This is a genomic window from Streptomyces sp. MK7 (assembly GCF_032658145.1).
Lineage (GTDB): Bacteria > Actinomycetota > Actinomycetes > Streptomycetales > Streptomycetaceae > Streptomyces > Streptomyces spiralis.
In genome coordinates, this window is the sequence record NZ_JAVACL010000078.1 from 1 (window position 1) to 18714 (window position 18714).

Below are 18714 nucleotides of genomic sequence, written 5' to 3' on the forward strand. Positions count from 1 at the left end.
GGGGCCATCGGCAATGTCGGCGGATGGGATCGGCCCTTCGGGGTGCAGCTGAGGCACCTGAAGGGAATCGGGGACCGAAGCCGCGGTCACTGCCTCGGCCGTGACGCCTGTGGCCGACGATCGACCCCGACTGCCGGCAGAGGTAGGGATCGTCACTGTGCGGGGCCCCTACCAGGCAGGAAGGACCGCGCTCCAGGCCTGCCGGTCGCCGGCTGGGTCATGGGCCGCCGTGGGTGCGATGACGGGTCGGGCCTATAGGTATCCGGCGCGGTGGTATTGCCTTCGGGGAGCTCACGGCCGGGCGGTGACCGCCCCTCGGCGGCCCGCAAACCGAACCAGGTCAGTTCGCACTCGCGTTTGCCGGCTCCAGTACGAACACCGGAATCTCGCGCTCGGTCTTGCGCTGATACTCCGCGTACGGCGGGTACGCGGCGACCGCCCGTTCCCACCACTGGGCTTTCTCGGCTCCGGTGACCTCGCGCGCTCGCATGTCCTGCTTGATGGGGCCGTCTTGCAGCTCGACATGCGGATCGGCCTTGAGGTTGAAGTACCAGAACGGATGCTTCGGCGCACCGCCCTGTGAGGCGACCACCGCGTACATGCCCCGGTGGGCCACCCGCATCAGCGGCGTCTCGCGGATCTTTCCACTCTTCGCACCCCGGGTCGTCAGGATGATGACGGGCAGTCCGATGTCCGGTGAGGTGTTCCCCTTGGACCCGGCGGAACTCTCGTACAACTCCACCTGATCGCGCACCCACTGCTCCGGGCTCGGCTCGTACTCACCTTCGAGCGGCATGGACCCGTCTCCTTCGTCGTTGCCGTACGTGCCTGGGCGAGCGGACACCGGCATGCATGCGTGCGTCTCTGCCGTCAGCTCTGTGCATCTCCTCAGAAGTGAGCGCCCGGGAGCAGTAACTTCTTACTGAGTTTGTTCCGCTTCGACGAATGGCTTCGGTGTGGCGGTCAGGTCGAGTGTGAGAGTTCTCCTACAACTGACGCCCGAGTGCTGCCGCGTGCTGCTGCATGACGGGAGCAACCCGGTCGCAGAGTTCGTCGACGGTCACACGGGAGCTCGAGGCGCTGACGGAAATGGCGGCGACCAGCTGACCGCCCGGATCGCGAACCGGGACGGCGACGGAGAGCAACCCGACTTCGAGTTCCTCGACATTGATCGCCATGCCTGAGGTACGCGCGGCCTGGACGCGCTCTTCGACTTCGGCGGCTGTGGTGGGGGTCTTCGGGGTGCGTGCGGGAAACGGAGCGGCGGCCAGGTAGTCGGCCAGCTCGGTCGGATCGAGGCCGCCGAGCAGGACCTGTCCGGTGGAGGAGGCGTACAGGGGGAGTCGCGCCCCGACACGTATGCCGGTGTCGATGATCCGGGTGCCCTCACTGCGTGCGATGAACAGTGAGCTGTTGTCGTAGCGCACGGCCAGCGAGGCGGACTCGTCGATCGCGTCGCGGATGGCCGCGAGGTGCGGTTGGGCGAGTCGGGGAAGCACAGCGGACTCGCTGTAGGTGGTGCCGATGCGCAGCATGCGAGGCGTGGGTGCGAAGAACTTCCCGTCGAAGGTGACGTAGCCCAGCTCGGTGAGGGTGTTCAGGCAGCGGCGTGCCGTTGCCCGGCTCAGACCGGTGGCCCGCGCCGCGTCGCTGATGGTGAGTCGCGGCACGCCGTCCCCGAAAGCCTCGAGGATCGCCAGACCTTTGGCAAGCCCTGCCATGCCTTCAACAGTCATCGGTTCCCCCTATTGACAGATGTGACCGCCGGCAAATCTACTGGCGAGGCGTTCGGAAAGCATGCACATGTTCGCATACCGAACGAGAGCTGTCAAGCACTGCTGGAGGTATACGCATGAGCGCACGGACCACCGAGGCGGGTGCTCCGGTACCGGACGCGGTCTCGGAGCGCAGCTGGCCCGAGCTTTTGACCGAGGTGCCGTACTGGGTCTTCCAGGCCGAGGACGTCTACCAGGCCGAGCAGGAGCGGATATTCCACGGGCCGACATGGAACTACCTCTGCCTCGAGGCTGAGTTGGCCGAGCCGGGCGACTTCTGCGCCACTTTCATCGGCGAGCAGCCGGTGCTCGTGACCCGCGACCACGACGGCCAGATCTACGCCTTCGAGAACCGGTGCGCACATCGAGGCTCGTTGATCGCCATGGAGCACTACGGTCACGCCAAGGACTTCACCTGCGTTTACCACGCCTGGACGTACAACCTGCAGGGCGACCTCACCGGTGTCGCCTTCGAAGAGGGCATCAACGGCAAGGGCGGCATGCCGCCGGAGTTCTGCAAGGCCGCTCACAGTCCGCGGCGTCTGCGGCTGGCCAGTGTGCACGGTCTGGTGTTCGGCAGCCTGGACAACGACGTCCCCGACATCGACGAATACCTGGGCCAGGAGGTCCTCGACCGGATCGAGCGGGTTCTCGGCGGCCGCAAGCCGGTGGTGCTGGGCCGGTTCACTCAGACCTTGCCGAACAACTGGAAGCTGTACATGGAGAACGTCAAGGACTCCTACCACGCCAGCATCCTGCACCTGTTCTTCACCACCTTCGGGCTCAACAAGCTGAACCAGAAGGGCGGCATCATCGTCTCGGAGAACGGCGGCCACCACGTGAGCTGGTCCGCCATCAACCGAGAGGCAGAATCTGCTGGGGAGCACTACAAGGATCAGAAGATCCGCTCCGACTCCGAGTACCAGCTCCAAGACCCGTCGCTGGTGGACGGTTTCAGCGAGGTCGGGGACGACATCACGCTGCAGATCCTGTCCGTCTCGCCCGGCTTCGTCCTCCAGCAGATCCAGAATTCCGTCGCCGTACGCCAGGTGCTCCCGACCGGAGTCAACTCGACCGACCTCCACTGGACGTACCTCGGCTTCGAGGACGACACCGACGAGCAACAGCTGATCCGGCTCAAGCAGTCCAACCTGGTCGGTCCGGCCGGCTACGTCTCCATGGAAGACGGCGCCATCGGCGGCTTCGTGCAGCGTGGCATCGCCGGGGCGGGCAACGAGTTCGCAACCGTCCAGATGGGCGGTGACCAGGCGACCTCCAGCGAGAGCCGGGTCACTGAGGCTTCGATCCGCGGCTTCTGGAAGGTCTACCGCGAGGCGATGGGCTTTGCCGACGGTGCGGACAAGGGAGCGCATGCCTGATGTACGCGCACAGTCTGATCAGCCGGGCCCAGGGGCGCTATGTGCACACCATCGACGACGGACTGATCGACGACTGGCCGGAGTTCTTCACCGACGACGCCTTCTACAAGGTCACCACCGCGGACAACCACCGTCGCGGCCTGCCGGCGGGGATCATCTGGGCGAACAACAAGGCGATGCTCAAGGACCGGGTCTCCGCGCTGAAGGAGGCCAACATCTATGAGCCGCACGCCTACCGGCACATGCTCGGACAGCCCTTCGTGCTGGAGGAGAACGAGACCGGGGCGATGAGCGAGACCTCGTTCCTCGTCATCCGCATCACCGGCAACGGACCGGCCGAGGTGTTCGCCAGCGGCCGCTACCTCGACGAGTACGTCTTCGAGGACGGCAGGGCCCTGATCAAGCAGCGGATCGTCGTCTGCGACAGCTCCCGGATCGACACCTTGCTGGTGCTGCCGCTGTGACCGGGATGCCCAGGCTGCTCCTCACGACCGGCGATCCGAACGGGATCGGACCGGAGATCGCTCTTGCAGCGGTCGCCGAGCTCGGTGACCGGGCGCCGGTCGTCGTGGGCGATCGCCATGTACTCGAACCGTACGCCGAGCGCACAGGGCTCGCGTTGCGCACGGCTCAGCCGGGCGTACCGGCCGAGCGTGGCGTGTGCGACCTGGTCGACGTCGGCGCCCTGGCCCCTTCCGACCTGGCGGTCGGTCACGTCACCGCACCTGCGGGCGCGGCCACCATCGCGTACGTCACCGCGGCAGTGCGGCTGGCGATGGACGGCGACTACGCCGGTGTGGTCGCCTGCCCGCATTCGGAGACCGCCGTCCACCGGGCCGGAATCGCCTTCGCCGGCTACCCGCCGCTGATCGCGGAACTCACCGGCACTCCCCTCACGAAGGTCTTCCTGATGCTGGTCGGCAGCGGCCTGCGGATCGCGCACGTCACACTGCACGAGAGGCTGGCCGCCTCGCTGGCACGACTGACCCCCGAGCTGGTCACCGACGCCGGGCTGGCGCTGCACCGGGCACTGCGGGCAAGTGGCGTCGCCCATCCGCGCATCGGCGTCTTCGCGATCAATCCGCACGCCGGTGAGGGCGGCCTGTTCGGCGACGACGACAAGCTGATCACTGAGCCCGCAGTGACCGCTCTGCGCGAGCGTGGCGTCACCGTCGAGGGTCCGACCGGAGCCGACATCCTGCTCGGCGGTGCCCGCGACCACGACGCATACCTGGCGATGTACCACGACCAGGGACACATCCCGGTCAAGACTCTGGCTGGACGTACCGCGGCGGCGGTCACCATCGGTGCCGGTGCGCCGTTCTCCAGCGTGGGCCACGGTCCTGCCTTCGACATCGCCGGGCAGGGCAGTGCCGACCCGAGTGCCGTGCTTGCGGCTCTCCGACTGCTCGCTTCCGACTGTGGAGGAGGATGGAGATGACCTTCACCATCAGCGTCCGAGACTCGGACATCGCCTTCCCCTGCGCACAGGGGCAGAACGTCCTGGACGCCGCCGAGACGGCCGGCTGGACGATTCCCTATTCCTGCCGCAAGGGCGTGTGCGACACCTGCCTCGGCTCGGTGACCGCGGGACCGCTGGACATACCAGGGAGCGGTTCCCTCTGCGGTCCCGCCGAGGTCCGGCTCTGCCGGGCACAGCCGACCGGCGACATCGAGATCGCGCCGCGCCGGATCACGACGCGGACCGCTCCGGTGCGCAAGCGGCTGACCACGACGGTGCACCGGCGCCGCCAAGTAGCCCCTGGAGTCACCGTTCTCGACCTGCGCTACCCCATCGGCCGGCGCGCACCCTTCCGGGCCGGCCAGTTCCTCAACGTCATCCTCGGCGACAGCGACACCCGGTCGTACTCGCTGGCCAATGCACCCCAGCACAACAACCTCGCCCAGCTGCACGTCCGGCACAAGCCCGACGGCGCGTTCTCGGCCCGGATCCTTCAGCAACTGGAGTTCCACGACACCGTGGAGATCGAGGCTCCCTACGGCGAGTTCTGCGTCGAGCACGGCGACGACCCGCTCCTTCTGCTCGCCACCGGCACCGGCTTCGCACCGATGCGGTCGATCATCCTCGACCACATCGCCCGGCGCCTGACCCGCCCCGTCCACCTGTACTGGGGCGCCCGCACCCCCGAAGAGCTCTACGCGCACACCACCCTCCGAGCCTGGACCCGGCGATACCCCTGGTTCCGGTTCACCCCGGTGCTCTCCCGACCACACACCGGCTGGGAAGGCGCCACCGGTTGGGTACAAGCAGCCGTGATCGCGGACTACCCCGACCTGAGCAGCCACCACATCTACGCCTGCGGCAGTGAGGCCATGACCCGAACGGCCGCCGAGGAGCTGGCGCGCGAGCGCGATGTAGCGCCTGACCGGTTCCACTCCGATGCGTTCGTCCCGGCCGTGGGCGCCTCTGTCAATGTTGCCTAGCCGTTCTCCACCTGGAGCACATCATGTCCGACACCGCTTCATCCCCGTCCGCCACCGTGTCGGGGCCACCGCGAACGCTGCGGTTTCCCGGCTTCATAGACGAGCGCCCCCTGGGCGGTTTCCAGTTGCGCACCACACTCCTGTGCGGGCTGGTCATGCTGCTCGACGGATTCGATACGCAAGCGATCAACTACATGGCCCCGGCGATCACCCGCGACTGGGGAGTGTCCAAGGGCACCATGGCCACCGTCTTCTCAGCCGCACTGGTCGGCCTGATGCTCGGCTACCTGCTGCTCGCTCCACTCGCCGACAGACTCGGCCACAAACGCCTGGTGATGGCGGGAGTCGCGCTCTTCTCGCTCTCGACGCTGGCTTCGGTGTGGGTGCAGAGCCCGGATCAGCTCATCATCATGCGGTTCATCACCGGAATGGGTCTCGGCGCGGCCACCCCGAGCACCATTGCGCTCACCGCCGAGTACAGCCCCAAGCGACTGCGCGCCAGCCTGGTTCTGGCGATCTACTGCGGATTCTCGCTCGGGTTCGTGGCCGCCAACTACACAGCCGGCTGGCTCATCCCCGCCTATGGTTGGCGTTCGGTCTTCATCGCCGGCGCCGTGCTGCCGCTGGCCTTGCTCCCCATACTGGCCTGGCGGCTACCTGAGTCCATCTCCTACCTGCTGCACCGCGGGGATCACACCAAGGCCTACTCCCTGACCCGATCGATCGACCGGACGCTTCCGGAGACGGGCCAGGCACAGCTCGAGGCGGAAAGCGCCGAGCAGGGTAAGCGGGTCAAGGTCACCGAACTGCTCTCCGGCAGGCAACTGCTCGGCACCGTCCTGCTCTGGGGCGTCTTCGCGATCAACCTGGCGATGTTCTACGGCCTCCAAAGCTGGATGCCGACCATCCTCAGTGAGCGCGGGTACTCTGCGGGCACCCTGGCGACCGCTGCGTCCATGACGACAATCGGTGGCATCGTGATCGCCTTCGTGGTCGGTCCCGCGATGGACAGGCTCGGCGCCTACAGCTCCCTGAGCGCGCTCTACTTCGTCGGCTGCGGCTTCCTGATCCTCATAAGCCTGGTGCTGGGCTCGCCGGTATGGATGGTCCTGGCGGCGATCTTCTTGATCGGCTGCACGGTCAGCGGTGGACAGAAGAGTGTCATCGCACTCGCCGCGGCCTTTTATCCCGAAGAAGTACGCGCCACCGGCTTGGGGTGGGCACTGGGCGTCGGTCGCGTCGGCGGAATCCTCGGCCCGGTGATCGTCGGAGGCCTGCTGGCCGGCGGCATAGGCCACGAGCGGCTGTTCATGATCCTCGTGATCCCCACCGCGCTGTGCGGTCTGATCGTCCTGTACCTCGGGCGTCGCGCGAAGCAGCAGCTCAAGGTGGTCTGATCCCGAACGACGGTCCTGTGCCCGACCGGCGAGCCGCGCCGGATCGTCCTCCACGGGGCACTGACATCCGCCGCCGGCCTGGTCCCTGAACGCCTACTCCCGCCGGCGCAACGGAACGCCTGCCTTTGCGACGTCCTGGCCGTGTACAACGAACATGTCGGCGTACACGGCCAGAGGCATCCGCTGGGGCAGGCGTTCCGTCAAGGCCGCGGCCCGAAGAGTCCAGCAGCCGCAGTCACAGGACCCTGGCGTGGGCGTGGAGGGGTTTGCCGGCCAGGGCCAGGTGGGCCTCGCCGAGCGCGGCCGCCTCCAGGCCGGCCAGAGTGTCCTCGCCCACGGCGCGGCCGGAGCGGTCGGCACGATGGTCACTCAGCTCGCACGCGAGGCCGGCGCCTACGTCATCGGCACCGGACGAGCCGCCGACCGTGAGAAGGCGCTGGACTTCGGCGCACACGAGTTCGTCGACCTGGAGCACGACACGCTCAAAGACATCGGCAGTGTCGATGTGGTCTTCGACGTCATCGGCGGCGACGTCCAACAGCAGTCCGCCGCCCTGATCAAGACCGGCGGAACGCCGGTGTCGGTCGTCGGCCCCGTCGAGGCCCGCCCCGCCGACGGCCTGGCGGTCGACTTCGTCGTCGAAGCCGACCGCACCCAGCTGGGCGAGATCGTGCAGCGTGTACGTGACGGACGACTGCGGTCCAACATCGGTGACATCGCAAGCCTCGACGACACCATCAGCGCCCTCAACCCGACCACGCGACGCCGCGGGAAGACAGTCATCCGCGTACGCCCGTAGGGAGCGGACCGCCGCAGTGCACCCACTGGGGACGTCATCGACCCGATTCACGAGATGCAGCGGCCCGGCTGAGACGCCGCCGAACTCCCCGCATTCGCCGGCCACATCGGGCTTGAACATCGCCGTTCGCGGCGAGCAGGCGGGAGACGTTCACCTTGACCCTGGAGCCGGACGGTCAGGGTACTCGGATCGAAACAGGAGTGTATTTACCTTGGACGGACAGGAGCTGCAGAAGATCGCAGGCGAATACGCCGTGGGACTGCCCGGCACCGATCCGGAACATCGTTTCGGTCCCGACTGGGACCTTTACAAGGTGCGCGGCAAGGTCTTCATGCTCATGACCGACGTGCCGGGCCCCCATCGTGATCCTCAAAGCCGATCCGGACGACGCCGTAGCGCTGCGCGAGAAGTACGCAGACACACCCCCGGCTGTCACATGGACAAGAGGCACTGGATCACGCTGGAAGGCGGCGGCACCATCGACGAGAAGCTGGTGGAGGAGCTCGTGATCGACTCCTACCGTCTCGTGGTCGCCGGCGTTCCCAGGCCCGACCGGCCCGTGGATCCACACACCTACGGCCGCCGCGCCTGATCCTCGTCCTGCCCGTCCAGCGGCTGTCAGTTCGGGCATCCCGTTCTGTCCGGGGCGCGGGGCCGAGGCGCATCGTGTCGGGCAGTTCACAGGCCGGCCCGGGGTCCGGGGGTAAGAAGTCGTGCCTGCCGGGCGCTTACTTCGAAGAGACCCACAGAGGCTGTCACCAATCCGGTCGAAGGTATTGGCCGGCGGCCGACTCCACGCGTCACAGGAACAGGCAGGGGAGGGGAGCACGGTTCGACGGTGCTGTCCTCCCCGGCGAGTTCCGGGCTTGGAAAGTGGATTCGGGCGCTTGGTGACGAAGGAGAGACCACGGAATCAGCGGCCACGCTGCGGTTCATTCCGCAGAAGTGGCCTTCACCGTCGATGAACGAACCGCAAACGATCGCCGCAAACGGCGGCGGAAGCTCTGCCGATCTTGAATCGGACCACACGGAACGGGAGTTCGTGCATGCCTGTACGCCTGGCAGTCATCTACTACAGTGCCACCGGGAACGTCCACCAGCTGGCGGAAGCACTCGCCAAAGGGGCGGAAGGCCGAGATGCTGACGTTCGCCTCCTACGTGTCCCCGAGCTGGCACCAGACACAGCCATAGACGCGAATCCGGCCTGGCGGGCCCACGTCGACACCATGAAGGACTCGGTCCGAGAGGCTACCTTGGAGGACCTGGAGTGGGCGACGGCGTATGCCTTCGGCACGCCCACCCGGTACGGAAACGTATCGGCCCAGCTCAAGCAGTTCATCGACTCGACCGGGGCGCAGTGGCAGGCCGGCGTGTTTCACAACAAACCCGTCACGAGTTTCACCTCGGCGACGAACCGTCACGGTGGCCAGGAGTCGACGCTGCTCGCCCTCAACAACGTCTTCTACCACTGGGGTTGCATCATCGTTCCCCCCGGCTACACCAACCCGGTGATGTTCGGGGCCGGCGGCAATCCCTATGGGACGAGCTGGCCGAGCGGCGGGGGTGAGGGACCCGATCAGGCGACCTTGGACGCGGCCAACTACCAGGGGCGGCATCTCGTGGAGATCGCGGAGCGGCTGCGCGGTTAGGAGACCACGCGAACACAGGCCGGCCCGGCGGCAAGACAGGCGCAGGTGTCCAACGATGATCAAGCTGCCACGCTTTGTGATCACCAGGATGCCTGCGCCTGCGCCTGTGCTTGCTTACGGCTTTCCGGCGTGAAGGAACAGCCGCATTCGATGGGCAGCGGCTGCTGCCTCGCCGCGGTTGCCGACGTTGAGCTTGGTCAAAATGTTGGACACATGCACGCCGGCCGTCTTCGGCGAGATGTGCAGTGCCTGGGCGATCTCCCCGTTGGTGCGGCCCAGTGTGAGCAATTGCAGTACGTCGCGTTCCCGGGCCGTGAGGCCGAGTGCGGTTGACGGGTCCGGGGTTTGGGCGGGTGCTGCCGGTCGTTCGGTGGGGGGTGTGGGGTCCAGTGGCATTCTGGACCGTTGGGCGAGGGCGGTCACCTCGTGGAGCAGTTCGGTGTCCCCGCGCTTGCGGGCCTGTTCCTCGGCTTCCCGCAAAAGCGCACCGGCCACCTCGACGGAGCCGGCTGCCACGTGTGCGGCGGCGGCTCTGAACAGGGCTTCTGCGAGCGGGTGGGGGCGTCCGGTCGGACGCAGGACTTCTACGGCTCGCATCCAGACCTCCGGGGTGTTGCGGCCTTCAGCCCGTGCGAGCTCCGCATCCAGCATGAGCGCCCAGCCCTCATACAACGGGACGATACGGGAGAGTCCTTGTGCCACCTGCCGGATCCGTTCCAGCACCTCGGCACGGCCCGTTTCGGCGTCCGGCAGACCCCGTGAGTCCGCCTCCGCGGAGGCGCCATGCACCAACAACGACCAGGCGAAGTCATCGAAGCCGGACGGCAGGCCGTGGCCGATCGCGGCCAGCAGCTCGGCACGTGCTTCGGCAAACCGGCCCGAACGCACCGCGACACGCACTGCCAAGTCGGCCCGCGGAAGAGTCTGCTGCGGCTGCCGGTCACGCACACGGTCGTTGCTGATCCGAGTCAGGTACTCCGCAGCACCACTCAGGTCACCCCCCAGAAGCGCGAGTTCGGCGCGCAGCAGAAGCAGATTATTGCTCCATGTCGTACTGGCGGCGCCTTCCAGCATGGAGGCCAGCGCATCCTCGGCCTCCTGAAGCCGCCCCAGAGCGAGCAGGGAGTCAGCGAGGTTGTTCAGCATCATCGCTGTGTACGTCGGGTTGAGCCCGTAGCGTCGGGCGATCGCCAGACCCTCCCGGGCGGTCTCGACGGCCTCCTCCGACCGGCCCAGTTGCCCGTATTGGGCGCTGAGATTCACGTAGGCACGTGTCTGCAGGTATGGATCATCGATGCCGCGCGACTGTACGCAGACCTCACGCAGCAGGGTCAGCCCTTCCTCGATCTCACCGACGCGGACGTGAAGTACGCCCACCGTGTTCAGCGTGTGCAGCTCGACGGCCCTGGCCCCGACTTCTCGGGCGATGCGGACTGCCCGCTGGCCGATGGTGAGGTGCTCCCGGGTCGGCTCGGTCAATGCGCCGCACGTCGAAAGCCTGTGGAGGACGTCGGCTTGGACTGCTGATGGTGGTCCGTTCTCGACGAGTCGTCGTGCTTGTTCCGCTTCTTGTTTGCCGGTGTGGCCCTGGCAGTGGGCGGCGCGTGAGCGTTGGAGACAGAACCAGGCGGCGTGCTCGGGTTCGGTGTCCTGGTCGATGTGCTGCAGGCCGGTCCGGGCGAAGCGGACGCTCAGTTCCTGGTCTCCTGAACGGCTCGCGGCGATGGTGGCATCGGCCGGCACATCCACAAACCGCAGCCGGGCCGTGTCCGCGCCCCCTCCGACAGTCGGCGGACGCCCCGGGTAGGCCTCGTCGGCGCAGTCGTAGCCGCACAGGCCCTGCAGCACGTCCCGGGGCACCTGCTCCCACAACTCCAGCGCCCGTTGCAGCAGCAGCAGTTGTTCGACGAAGGCATTGCCGCGGCGTGCCTGCCGGCCCGCCGCCAGAGCCGCCGGCAACGCCCGCGCCGGATCATGAGCGTGATACCAGTAACTGGCCAGCCGGCCCGCCCGCTGATCGGCTCGCACCAAGTGCGGGGCATTCTCCAGCGCCAGCGCGTAACGGCTGTTGATCCTGCTGCGTTCCGTAGGCAGCAGATCCTCCAGCACCGCCTCACGCATCAGCGCGTGACGGAAGCGGTAACTGTCGCTGTCGGCCTCGACCACCAGCACATGAGCACCCACCGCCGCACGCAGCGCAGCAACCAGATCATCCTCCGGCAGTTCCACGACCGCAGCCGGCAAGGCGTGCTCCACACTGGAACCCCCGCCGGCCGCCACGGCGACCACCCGCCGCGCCGGCTCCGAAAGCGCCTCCATCCGCACCAGCAGAATGTCCCGCAGGGAGTCCCGCAGCCGGACCTCGCCCGCGTCCTGGTAGGTGCGGGCGAGTTCCTCGACGAAGAAGGCGTTGCCGTCGGAGCGTTCATAGATACGGGCGACCAGGGCACGGTCGGGCTCCGGCGTGTTCAACAGCCCGGCCGGATGCAATGCCACCTCCTCCCGGGCGAAACGTTCCAGCTGAAGCCGCTGCACCGCACTGAGCCGCTCCAACTCGGCAAGACAGGCGCGCAAGGGATGCCGCCGGTGCAGATCATCGGCACGGAAGGTGACCACCAGCACCACCCGGCAGCGGCGCACCGTCCGCACCAGATACGCCAGCAGCTCACGAGTGGACCGGTCCGACCAGTGCAGATCCTCGATCGCCACCATCAGCGTCCGCTGGGCCGCCAGCCGCTCCAACAGCCTGGCCGTGAGGTCGAAAAGCCGCGCCCGCCCGTACTCGTCACCCGGCGTGGGGCCCGCACCTGCCAGATCCGGCAGCAGCACGGCAAGGTGACCCTCCTGACCGGCCACCGCCCGCTCCAGCTCCACCTCCAGCACCTGATGCAGACGCCTGCACGAACCGATGTGGGGATGGGGACGGGGCCGGCCCCGCTGGTTCAACTGTGCACAGGGCGGACGCGCATCGGTTCAGGACGGTCTCCCGGCCGAACCGAACGCCAGTGTCCTGCACTCCGGCAACGAACTCTCAGAGAGTGGTCGCATCGCGCCTGGGCAGCACCCAGTCCTTGCGCGGGAAGTGGCACGTGTAGCCGTTGGGGTACTTGACGAGGTAATCCTGATGCTCCGGTTCGGCCTCCCAGAAGGGACCGGCTGGTTCGATGGTCGTCACGGCCTTGGCCGGCCAGAATCCTGACGCGTCGACATCCGCGATCGTGTCGCGCGCGATCTGCTCCTGTTCGCGGGACAGAGGGAAGATCGCCGAGCGGTAGCTCGTGCCGATGTCGTTTCCCTGGCGGTTCAGGGTCGAGGGGTCGTGGATCTGGAAGAAGAACGCCAGGATCTCGCGGTAGGTCGTCTTCGCAGGGTCGAAGACGACCTCGACCGCTTCGGCGTGGCCGGGGTGGTCGAGGTACGTCGCGTGATCGTTCTCTCCACCGGTGTATCCGACACGCGTGGCCAGCACGCCGGGCTGCCGGCGAATGAGGTCTTCCATACCCCAGAAACACCCGCCGGCCAGCACAGCCGTTTCCGTGCCCGGCTTACGGGTGATCTGCCCAGTGTCGTGAACTCCGCTGACCATGATGCATGCTCCTCTGTACTGATGTTGTCGAGCGCTCCAGAACGGCGCGGGTGATGGCTTCACTGCCGTTGGTCAGGCACCAAGTGACTCCGGTGGGCGAGAAGGTTCCTGGACGGCGGCCAGGCCTCTCTCCGTAGGCGCCGGTTCTCCGTTTCGTCTTACCGCCGGCCTCTCTTTACCGCCGGCCTCTCTGCCGTCGAGTCCGATCGCCTGCAGCCGGCTGAGGTCGCCCAGCGCGGCGACAGTCGTCTCCGTCGCGTCCTAGAGGTTCCCACCGGCCTTGTCGAACCTTCCGCTCGTGTCGGAGCGTTGCAGCTCACCGCTGGTGACGAAAGCGTCCCGGGGGTGCTGCACGGAGAGCAGCGATACGATGTCCCTCCCGAACAGTGCCGCCGTGAGCCAGACGCACAGGACGCGGACTTTCCGCTCCCAGGTCGGCACGGCCAGGACGTGGTAGCCCCGGTGCATCAGCCAGGCGGGAAGTCCTTTGATCACGATGGACTTGTACTGGAAGATGCCACGCCCCAGTCCCAGCGTCGCCACCACTCCCAGGCTGTCGTGCCGGTAGTTCCGGATCCGACCGCCGCGAAGGCTTGCCACAATATTCTTCGCGAGACGTTTGCCCTGCCGCACCGCATGCTGGGCGTTCGGTACCGTGTGGGCCCCTGGCACAGGTGAGGCCAGGTCGGGAACGGCCGCATCGTCGCCGGCTGCCCACACATCCGGCACGGGCTCGATGTCGGTGCCCACGCGGAGATCGGCGCGAACCACGAGCAGACCCCGTTCGTCCACCGGGAGATCCGTGTGGTTGTGCACGACCGGGTTGGCGGCGATGCCCGCGGTCCACACGATCAGCGCCGAGTCGAACTCCTCACCGTCGGAGAGCACGACGTGTCCGTCCTTGGCGGATATCAGCTGCGTGTTCAAGTGCACGCGGGCGCCTCGCCGTTCCAGGGAGTCCACCACCCAGGCACCCGGATCGTCCCCCACCTCGGGCAGGATGCGGTCCCGGGCCTCGACCAGATGGAAGCGCAGGTCGTCGAAGCTCAGCTCCGGGTAGGACTTGAGCAGCGCCGTCGCAAGCGACAGCAACTCACCGAAGCCCTCGACGCCGGAGAACCCGCCGCCTACGAAGGTGACGGTGAGCAGCTTGCGTCGTTCGGGACCCGGAGGGAGCGATGCCGCCTGGTCGAACGCGGTCATCAGTCGGTCGCGAACGGCGACCGCCTCCTCCACGTGCTTGAGACCGATCGCGTGCTGCTCGAGCCCGGGGACGGGGAGCGTACGCGTCACAGCGCCGGCCGTGACCACGAGGACGTCGTAGCGCAGTTCGAAGTCCTCGCCTCGAGAAGGCTGGACCGTGACCGTCCGGTCCGCGTTTCTGATCTCGCTCACGCGTCCCGCGATCAGCCGGGTACGGCGCAGATGCCGCCGCAATGACACAGCCGCGTGTCGGGCCTCGATCGATCCGGCCGTCACCTCGGGCAGGAAGGGCTGGTAGGTCATGTACGGACGCGGTTCGACGACCGTGACGCGTGCCTCATCCTTGCGCAGCGCCTTCTCCAGTCGCCAGGCGGTGTAGAAGCCCGCGTAGCCGCCCCCGACGATCACAATCTCACGCATCAGTTCCTCTGCTTGTAGACCGACACCTGGCCCGCTCGGCGGATCGGATCACTTGCGCCGTACTGGCCGGCGCAGGATCTCTCGAGGGTGCTGCGACAAGAAGCCGCGTCTGGACACTGGACAGTTATGCAAGATCGCGCTCGATCGCCCTGATCTCTTTCTCGTGGTCACCCTCCATGGGCTTGCGCTTGGGATACGCGCCGGCGCCGGGATGTACCTTGTCGATGAGATCGGCGTGCTCCGGGTGACGGGCGATGAACTCACCCACGACCGGACAGATGATGGTGATCTTCTTTCCGCTCTCGCGGATTTCGTTCAGTACGCGAGAGACAAGCTCCGTAGCCACTTGGTGCTTGCGGTAGGCAGGGTCGACCCAGGTCGTCAGCAGCACGACGCGCCCGCCGACGAACCGGTACGAGAGCTCAGCGATCGCTTCATCGCTGACCATGGCGACCCAGCGACCGCGCTCCGCGTCGTTGAACAGATCGAGCTCCCAGCTGGACTCCACGTCGCTTTGACTTACCTCTCCCAGAGCGGCGATGAGCGCAGCGTTGTTCTCTTCCCGGGCGGACGCCTCAGCCTCGAGATTGATTGCCATTTTCATACTTTCTGTGAGGGAATTCAATAGGAGCCGAAGGCAAGTGGGTGTAGCGGCAGGGGTTCCGCGTGTTTGAGGCCGACGAGGTTCGATTGCGTCTCCGGTAGTGCAGAGGGTAAGGATTCACTCCGCACAGGAGCCGGAATCGCAATGGTGATGGCGTACCGTCTCAACGCCGGGCGAGCCAGTCCCGGTACGTGCTTTTGGCGATAATGGCGTCGCTCTTGGCGATGAGAGCATCACTCGAGGCGACGGCGTATATGCCGGCGTCGTTGTCGGTGACGACGCTGCGTTGATCGTTACGCTCGGCCAGCGTGATCCGGCCGAGCTCGTCCAACGCGAAGACTTCAGGGCCGGCTATGTTCCGAGTGCCCCGCAGAGGTTCTCCCGCGCAGACCTCGGCCACGGCTTCGGCGACGTCTGCCAAGGCTACGGGCTGGATGCGGGTGGCAGGCAGGCGGACGGTCTCGCTGCCGGAGGTCCACGACAACACCGTCTCCATGAACTCGAAGAACTGCGAGGCGCGGACGATCGAGTAGGGCAGGGGACCAGCCTTGAGGAGGTCCTCTTGCAGCACCTTGGCGCGGTAGTACACCAGGCCCGGCACCAGGTCGGCGCCGACAATCGAGAGAGCCACCGCGTGGCCGACACCGGCGGACGCGCCCGCCGACAGCAGGTTGTCCATCGTCGTTCGGAAAAACGTCAGCGACGCCTCGTCGGAGGTCGGCGAGTCCGTCAGGTTCACGACGACATCAGCTCCGGCCAGTGCCTCAGGCAGGCCCTTCCGGTCCAACAGGTCCAGTCCCGTGGACCGTGAGTGCGGCACCGCTTCGTGCCCGTTCTCCCTGAGAACCTTCACCACCTGCGATCCCACGAGCCCGGTTCCGCCGACAACTGCGATCTTCATGCGTTCGCCCCTTCCTGATGGCTTGAGAGCACCTTTCGGAGTGGTGGCCTGCAGCTCGGTGTGGCCCCGCGTGGGGTTCGACGGTGATGGATGATCTCGTTGTGGGGATCTGCAGGTGGGGCGGGCGTCGATCGACACGCAGCGACCGACTGACCGCTCGACGGCTCCCTGCAGGTTCGTGGTCAGTCCTTGATGCTGACCTGGCGTGCGTCGAATGCCACGTAGCCACTGAAGTCGCGACCGACACGAGCCGTCGCCGACTCCTTGATTTCCGGGTAGGACCAGGCGCCGTCCCTGAGGACGCTCTCGCCGACCACGATGTCGTGATACTGCGCCCTCCCCTTCCACGGACAGGTGTACGGGGTGGGACTGTGCCTCAGTACACCGACAGTCACCGAGTCCGGAGGGAAGTAGACATTTCCCTCGATCCTGACTACCGCCTCGTTCGCCGCCTCAGCGACGACGGTCTCTCCCACCCTTGCCTTCATCAGGTACCAATCCCCTACGCGATAGCTCGCCAAGCCGTGACCACTGGTGCGGCAGAAGGCTTCAGCCAGACCTTCCGTCGAAGCCATCAGAGCCGGCTTGTGCGTTCGTGCAGAGGTTAGTGCCCGGCGGCGCTCCCTTCTTACCTGCGTCTTGGCGCCGTCTGATGCCCCAGGCCGGCAGCCGCGTTTCCGGCCGAGGGTTCACGCCTCACGCAGGGGGACTGCCAACGAAGCGGTACCACTCATGTCCAGCAACGCTGCGTCCTTGGTGCGACCAGCCGCAGCACGACCTGCCCGCATCGTTGGCATCGCGCGACGAGTCCCGGAGCGCGTCCGTAGACATAGACGCGGGCGAGCAGGCGCGTTACTTGCCGTAGCTTGATCATGCGCGCCCACTTCCCTGACTTCCACCTGCGCGGGGACGAGCAGTCGGACTCGCCTGCCCTGCTCGGTCGTCCTCCTGCTGCCCGTGCAGATGCCGGGTCCGCGCCGCGCAGAAGGCTTTGCGTGGGGCCCGCTGGGGGGGAGTCGGCTCCGCCGGAGGACTGGCAGATCGGGTACCGGCACTCCGGTCCGTTGCTGATCGCCTGGGAGTGTCCGTCCAGCGCGTCGCCCTGGCCTGGGTCGCCTCCCACGGCACGCACGTCGCACCCGTCGTGGGTGCACGGAGCGCGACCAACATCCAGGATTCCGCTCGGGCGACGGAACTCCGACTCTCGGCTGAGGACATCGCCCTCCTCGCGTCAGCGCGGCCCTGCGGCGACGATCAGGTGGAAAGCCGATGACGGATCTTCTGAAAGCGCTGGGCATTTCAACGGAGAAGGGAACGCGGGAGGAGGGTGTCGGCGGAGGGCTCTCCGGAGCGCGGGTCACCAAGGTTGTCGACGCACGGGACCGGGTGGTGGCGTTCATCAAGTCGGCCGGCCCGGACGCCCCGCACCTGGGAGACGAACTTCGGGATGAGGCCGAGCGGTTGAGCTGGTTGGCAGGGCACGGGATGACCGTTCCCGAGCTGCTGGGGCTGGTCAACGAGGGCTGCACGTTCCTCGCCACTCGTCCGCTGGAGGGTGTGCCCGCTTCCGACCAATTCCCCGCGGATGAGCGATTCGCCGTAGTGACGGCGCTCGCGGAGGGGCTGCGCGCGCTTCATGCGCTCGATTCCCGGTCCTGCCCGTTCGACCGCTCCCTGCCTTCGGCCCTCGCCGCCGCGGAGCGCCGGGTACGGGAAGGACTCGTCGACGTCTCATGGAGACTCGCGGGCAGAGAGGACGTGAGAGCGGCCGACGCGTTGCGAGACCTCCAGCGGGCCATTTCCACTGCTGACCGCGGTGCAGGCGGCGCAGCCGGGCCAGCAGGCCCACGGCGGCGTCCCGGTCGCCGATGTTCGCGGCGGTGACCGCGACGACCAGGAGCAGACCGAGGGTGTCAGTCACGATGTGCCGTTTGCGGCCCGGGACCTTCTTCCCGCCGTCGTAGCCGCGTGAGGCGGCCGGCACCGTCGCGGCGGCCCGCACCGACTGCGCGTCGATGATCCCCGCCGTGGGCTCGGCCTCGCGGCCTTCGCGTTCACGGATTTCCCGCGCAACCGGTCGTGGAACTCGGCGATCAGCCCATGCTCGCGCCAGCGGCGGAAGAAGGCGTAGACCCGGCCCCAGGCGGGGAGGTCCGCTGGCATCGCCCGCCGCGAGATACCGCCCGCGACCAGGTAGCGGATCGCGTCCAGCATATGGCGGTGGCAATAGCGGGCCTGATGGGCCGGATCGCGGGGCGGTTCACGCGGGTCGAGCCCCGGCGTCGGGTACGACAGTTGGTGCTCGGGCTGCTGTCGGACCTGCCGCGCAAGAACTGCTGGACGATCGCTGAATGGGCCGGGGATGCAACTCCGGACGGGATGCAGCATCTGCTGGGCCGGGCCAAGTGGGACGCCGACCTGGTGCGCGACGAGGTGCGCGACTACGTGGTGGAGCATCTGCACGACGAGCAGGCGGTGCTGGTGGTCGATGAGACCGGGGACGTGAAGAAGGGCACCCACACGGTCGGCGTCCAGCGCCAGTACACCGGCACGGCG

At 67.1% G+C, this 18714-nt stretch carries 20 protein-coding genes and 2 pseudogenes; 11 read left to right on the forward strand and 11 right to left on the reverse strand.

Features of this window, described 5'->3' with window-relative positions; all coding sequences use genetic code 11:
- Positions 1-340: 340 nt before the first annotated feature.
- Both R2S09_RS38275 and R2S09_RS38280 read right to left on the reverse strand, forming a co-directional pair.
- Positions 341-796, reverse strand: coding sequence for a nitroreductase family deazaflavin-dependent oxidoreductase (locus tag R2S09_RS38275; protein WP_316745784.1), 456 nt, complete (start codon positions 794-796; stop codon positions 341-343).
- A gap of 190 nt (positions 797-986) precedes the next feature.
- Entirely contained in the window at positions 987-1721 is a 735-nt protein-coding gene (locus tag R2S09_RS38280; protein WP_316745787.1) for an IclR family transcriptional regulator C-terminal domain-containing protein, read from the reverse strand.
- 131 nt (positions 1722-1852) lie between these two features.
- Between R2S09_RS38280 and R2S09_RS38285 the strand changes: the two genes are divergently transcribed.
- The 8 genes from R2S09_RS38285 (at position 1853) to wrbA (ending at position 9444) form a co-directional block, all read left to right on the forward strand.
- Positions 1853-3154 (forward strand): aromatic ring-hydroxylating dioxygenase subunit alpha, encoded by a 1302-nt coding sequence (locus tag R2S09_RS38285; protein WP_306192829.1) that lies wholly within the window; start codon positions 1853-1855, stop codon positions 3152-3154.
- The gene (locus tag R2S09_RS38290; RefSeq protein ID WP_306192830.1) at positions 3154-3618 is read left to right on the forward strand and encodes a nuclear transport factor 2 family protein; all 465 of its coding nucleotides are present in this window, start codon (positions 3154-3156) and stop codon (positions 3616-3618) included. The genes R2S09_RS38285 and R2S09_RS38290 overlap by 1 nt, the downstream gene beginning before the upstream one ends.
- A gap of 5 nt (positions 3619-3623) precedes the next feature.
- Positions 3624-4595, forward strand: coding sequence for a PdxA family protein (locus tag R2S09_RS38295; protein WP_306192831.1), 972 nt, complete (start codon positions 3624-3626; stop codon positions 4593-4595).
- Positions 4592-5599, forward strand: a complete 1008-nt coding sequence (locus R2S09_RS38300; RefSeq protein WP_306192832.1) for an FAD-binding oxidoreductase — start codon at positions 4592-4594, stop codon at positions 5597-5599. Before R2S09_RS38295 ends, R2S09_RS38300 begins: the two co-directional genes overlap by 4 nt.
- A 23-nt stretch (positions 5600-5622) precedes the next feature.
- Entirely contained in the window at positions 5623-6996 is a 1374-nt protein-coding gene (locus R2S09_RS38305) for an MFS transporter (RefSeq protein ID WP_316745794.1), read from the forward strand.
- Positions 6997-7252: 256 nt separating this feature from the next.
- On the forward strand, positions 7253-7795 hold the full coding sequence (locus R2S09_RS38310) for a zinc-binding dehydrogenase (RefSeq protein ID WP_316745796.1): 543 nt from the start codon (positions 7253-7255) through the stop codon (positions 7793-7795).
- Positions 7796-8006: 211 nt separating this feature from the next.
- Positions 8007-8387 (forward strand): MmcQ/YjbR family DNA-binding protein, encoded by a 381-nt coding sequence (locus R2S09_RS38315; protein WP_316745798.1) that lies wholly within the window; start codon positions 8007-8009, stop codon positions 8385-8387.
- A gap of 454 nt (positions 8388-8841) precedes the next feature.
- Entirely contained in the window at positions 8842-9444 is a 603-nt protein-coding gene (gene wrbA, locus R2S09_RS38320; protein ID WP_306192836.1) for an NAD(P)H:quinone oxidoreductase, read from the forward strand.
- A 114-nt stretch (positions 9445-9558) separates the two neighbouring features.
- On the opposite strand, the gene R2S09_RS38325 is transcribed toward wrbA, so the two are convergent.
- The 7 genes from R2S09_RS38325 to R2S09_RS38355 all read right to left on the reverse strand — a co-directional run bounded on the left by R2S09_RS38325 (position 9559) and on the right by R2S09_RS38355 (position 17032).
- Positions 9559-12327: a LuxR C-terminal-related transcriptional regulator gene (locus tag R2S09_RS38325; RefSeq protein WP_316745801.1), complete on the reverse strand. Its 2769-nt coding sequence runs from the start codon at positions 12325-12327 to the stop codon at positions 9559-9561.
- A gap of 148 nt (positions 12328-12475) precedes the next feature.
- Positions 12476-13030 (reverse strand): peptide-methionine (S)-S-oxide reductase MsrA, encoded by a 555-nt coding sequence (gene msrA / locus R2S09_RS38330; RefSeq protein ID WP_316745803.1) that lies wholly within the window; start codon positions 13028-13030, stop codon positions 12476-12478.
- Between the two features lie 261 nt (positions 13031-13291).
- Positions 13292-14653, reverse strand: coding sequence for an NAD(P)/FAD-dependent oxidoreductase (locus R2S09_RS38335; RefSeq protein ID WP_306192839.1), 1362 nt, complete (start codon positions 14651-14653; stop codon positions 13292-13294).
- A 124-nt stretch (positions 14654-14777) separates the two neighbouring features.
- A complete protein-coding gene (locus tag R2S09_RS38340) occupies positions 14778-15251 on the reverse strand; it encodes a GNAT family N-acetyltransferase (protein ID WP_306192840.1) in 474 nt (157 codons plus the stop codon).
- Positions 15252-15420: 169 nt separating this feature from the next.
- Entirely contained in the window at positions 15421-16158 is a 738-nt protein-coding gene (locus R2S09_RS38345) for an SDR family oxidoreductase (RefSeq protein WP_316745805.1), read from the reverse strand.
- A 182-nt stretch (positions 16159-16340) separates the two neighbouring features.
- Positions 16341-16646 carry a DUF427 domain-containing protein gene (locus R2S09_RS38350; protein WP_306192842.1) on the reverse strand — a complete coding sequence of 102 codons (306 nt, stop codon included), beginning with the start codon at positions 16644-16646 and terminating at the stop codon, positions 16341-16343.
- A 242-nt stretch (positions 16647-16888) separates the two neighbouring features.
- Entirely contained in the window at positions 16889-17032 is a 144-nt protein-coding gene (locus R2S09_RS38355; protein WP_316745807.1) for a DUF6510 family protein, read from the reverse strand.
- Positions 17033-17149: 117 nt separating this feature from the next.
- Between R2S09_RS38355 and R2S09_RS40840 the strand changes: the two genes are divergently transcribed.
- Positions 17150-17431 (forward strand): aldo/keto reductase, encoded by a 282-nt coding sequence (locus R2S09_RS40840; protein WP_399145609.1) that lies wholly within the window; start codon positions 17150-17152, stop codon positions 17429-17431.
- Positions 17428-18042, forward strand: a complete 615-nt coding sequence (locus tag R2S09_RS38360) for a phosphotransferase (protein ID WP_316745809.1) — start codon at positions 17428-17430, stop codon at positions 18040-18042. The genes R2S09_RS40840 and R2S09_RS38360 overlap by 4 nt, the downstream gene beginning before the upstream one ends.
- Here R2S09_RS38360 and R2S09_RS40845 read toward each other — a convergent pair.
- Positions 18038-18160, reverse strand: a pseudogene (locus R2S09_RS40845) (transposase); the annotation flags it as partial. The gene R2S09_RS38360 and the pseudogene R2S09_RS40845 sit on opposite strands and share 5 nt — an antisense overlap.
- A 137-nt stretch (positions 18161-18297) precedes the next feature.
- Positions 18298-18372 (reverse strand): annotated as a pseudogene (locus tag R2S09_RS38370) (hypothetical protein); the annotation flags it as partial.
- A gap of 24 nt (positions 18373-18396) precedes the next feature.
- On the opposite strand from R2S09_RS38370, the gene R2S09_RS38375 reads away from it, so the two are divergent.
- The coding region (locus R2S09_RS38375) for a transposase (protein WP_306192845.1) at positions 18397-18714 on the forward strand (318 nt) is incomplete at its 3' end.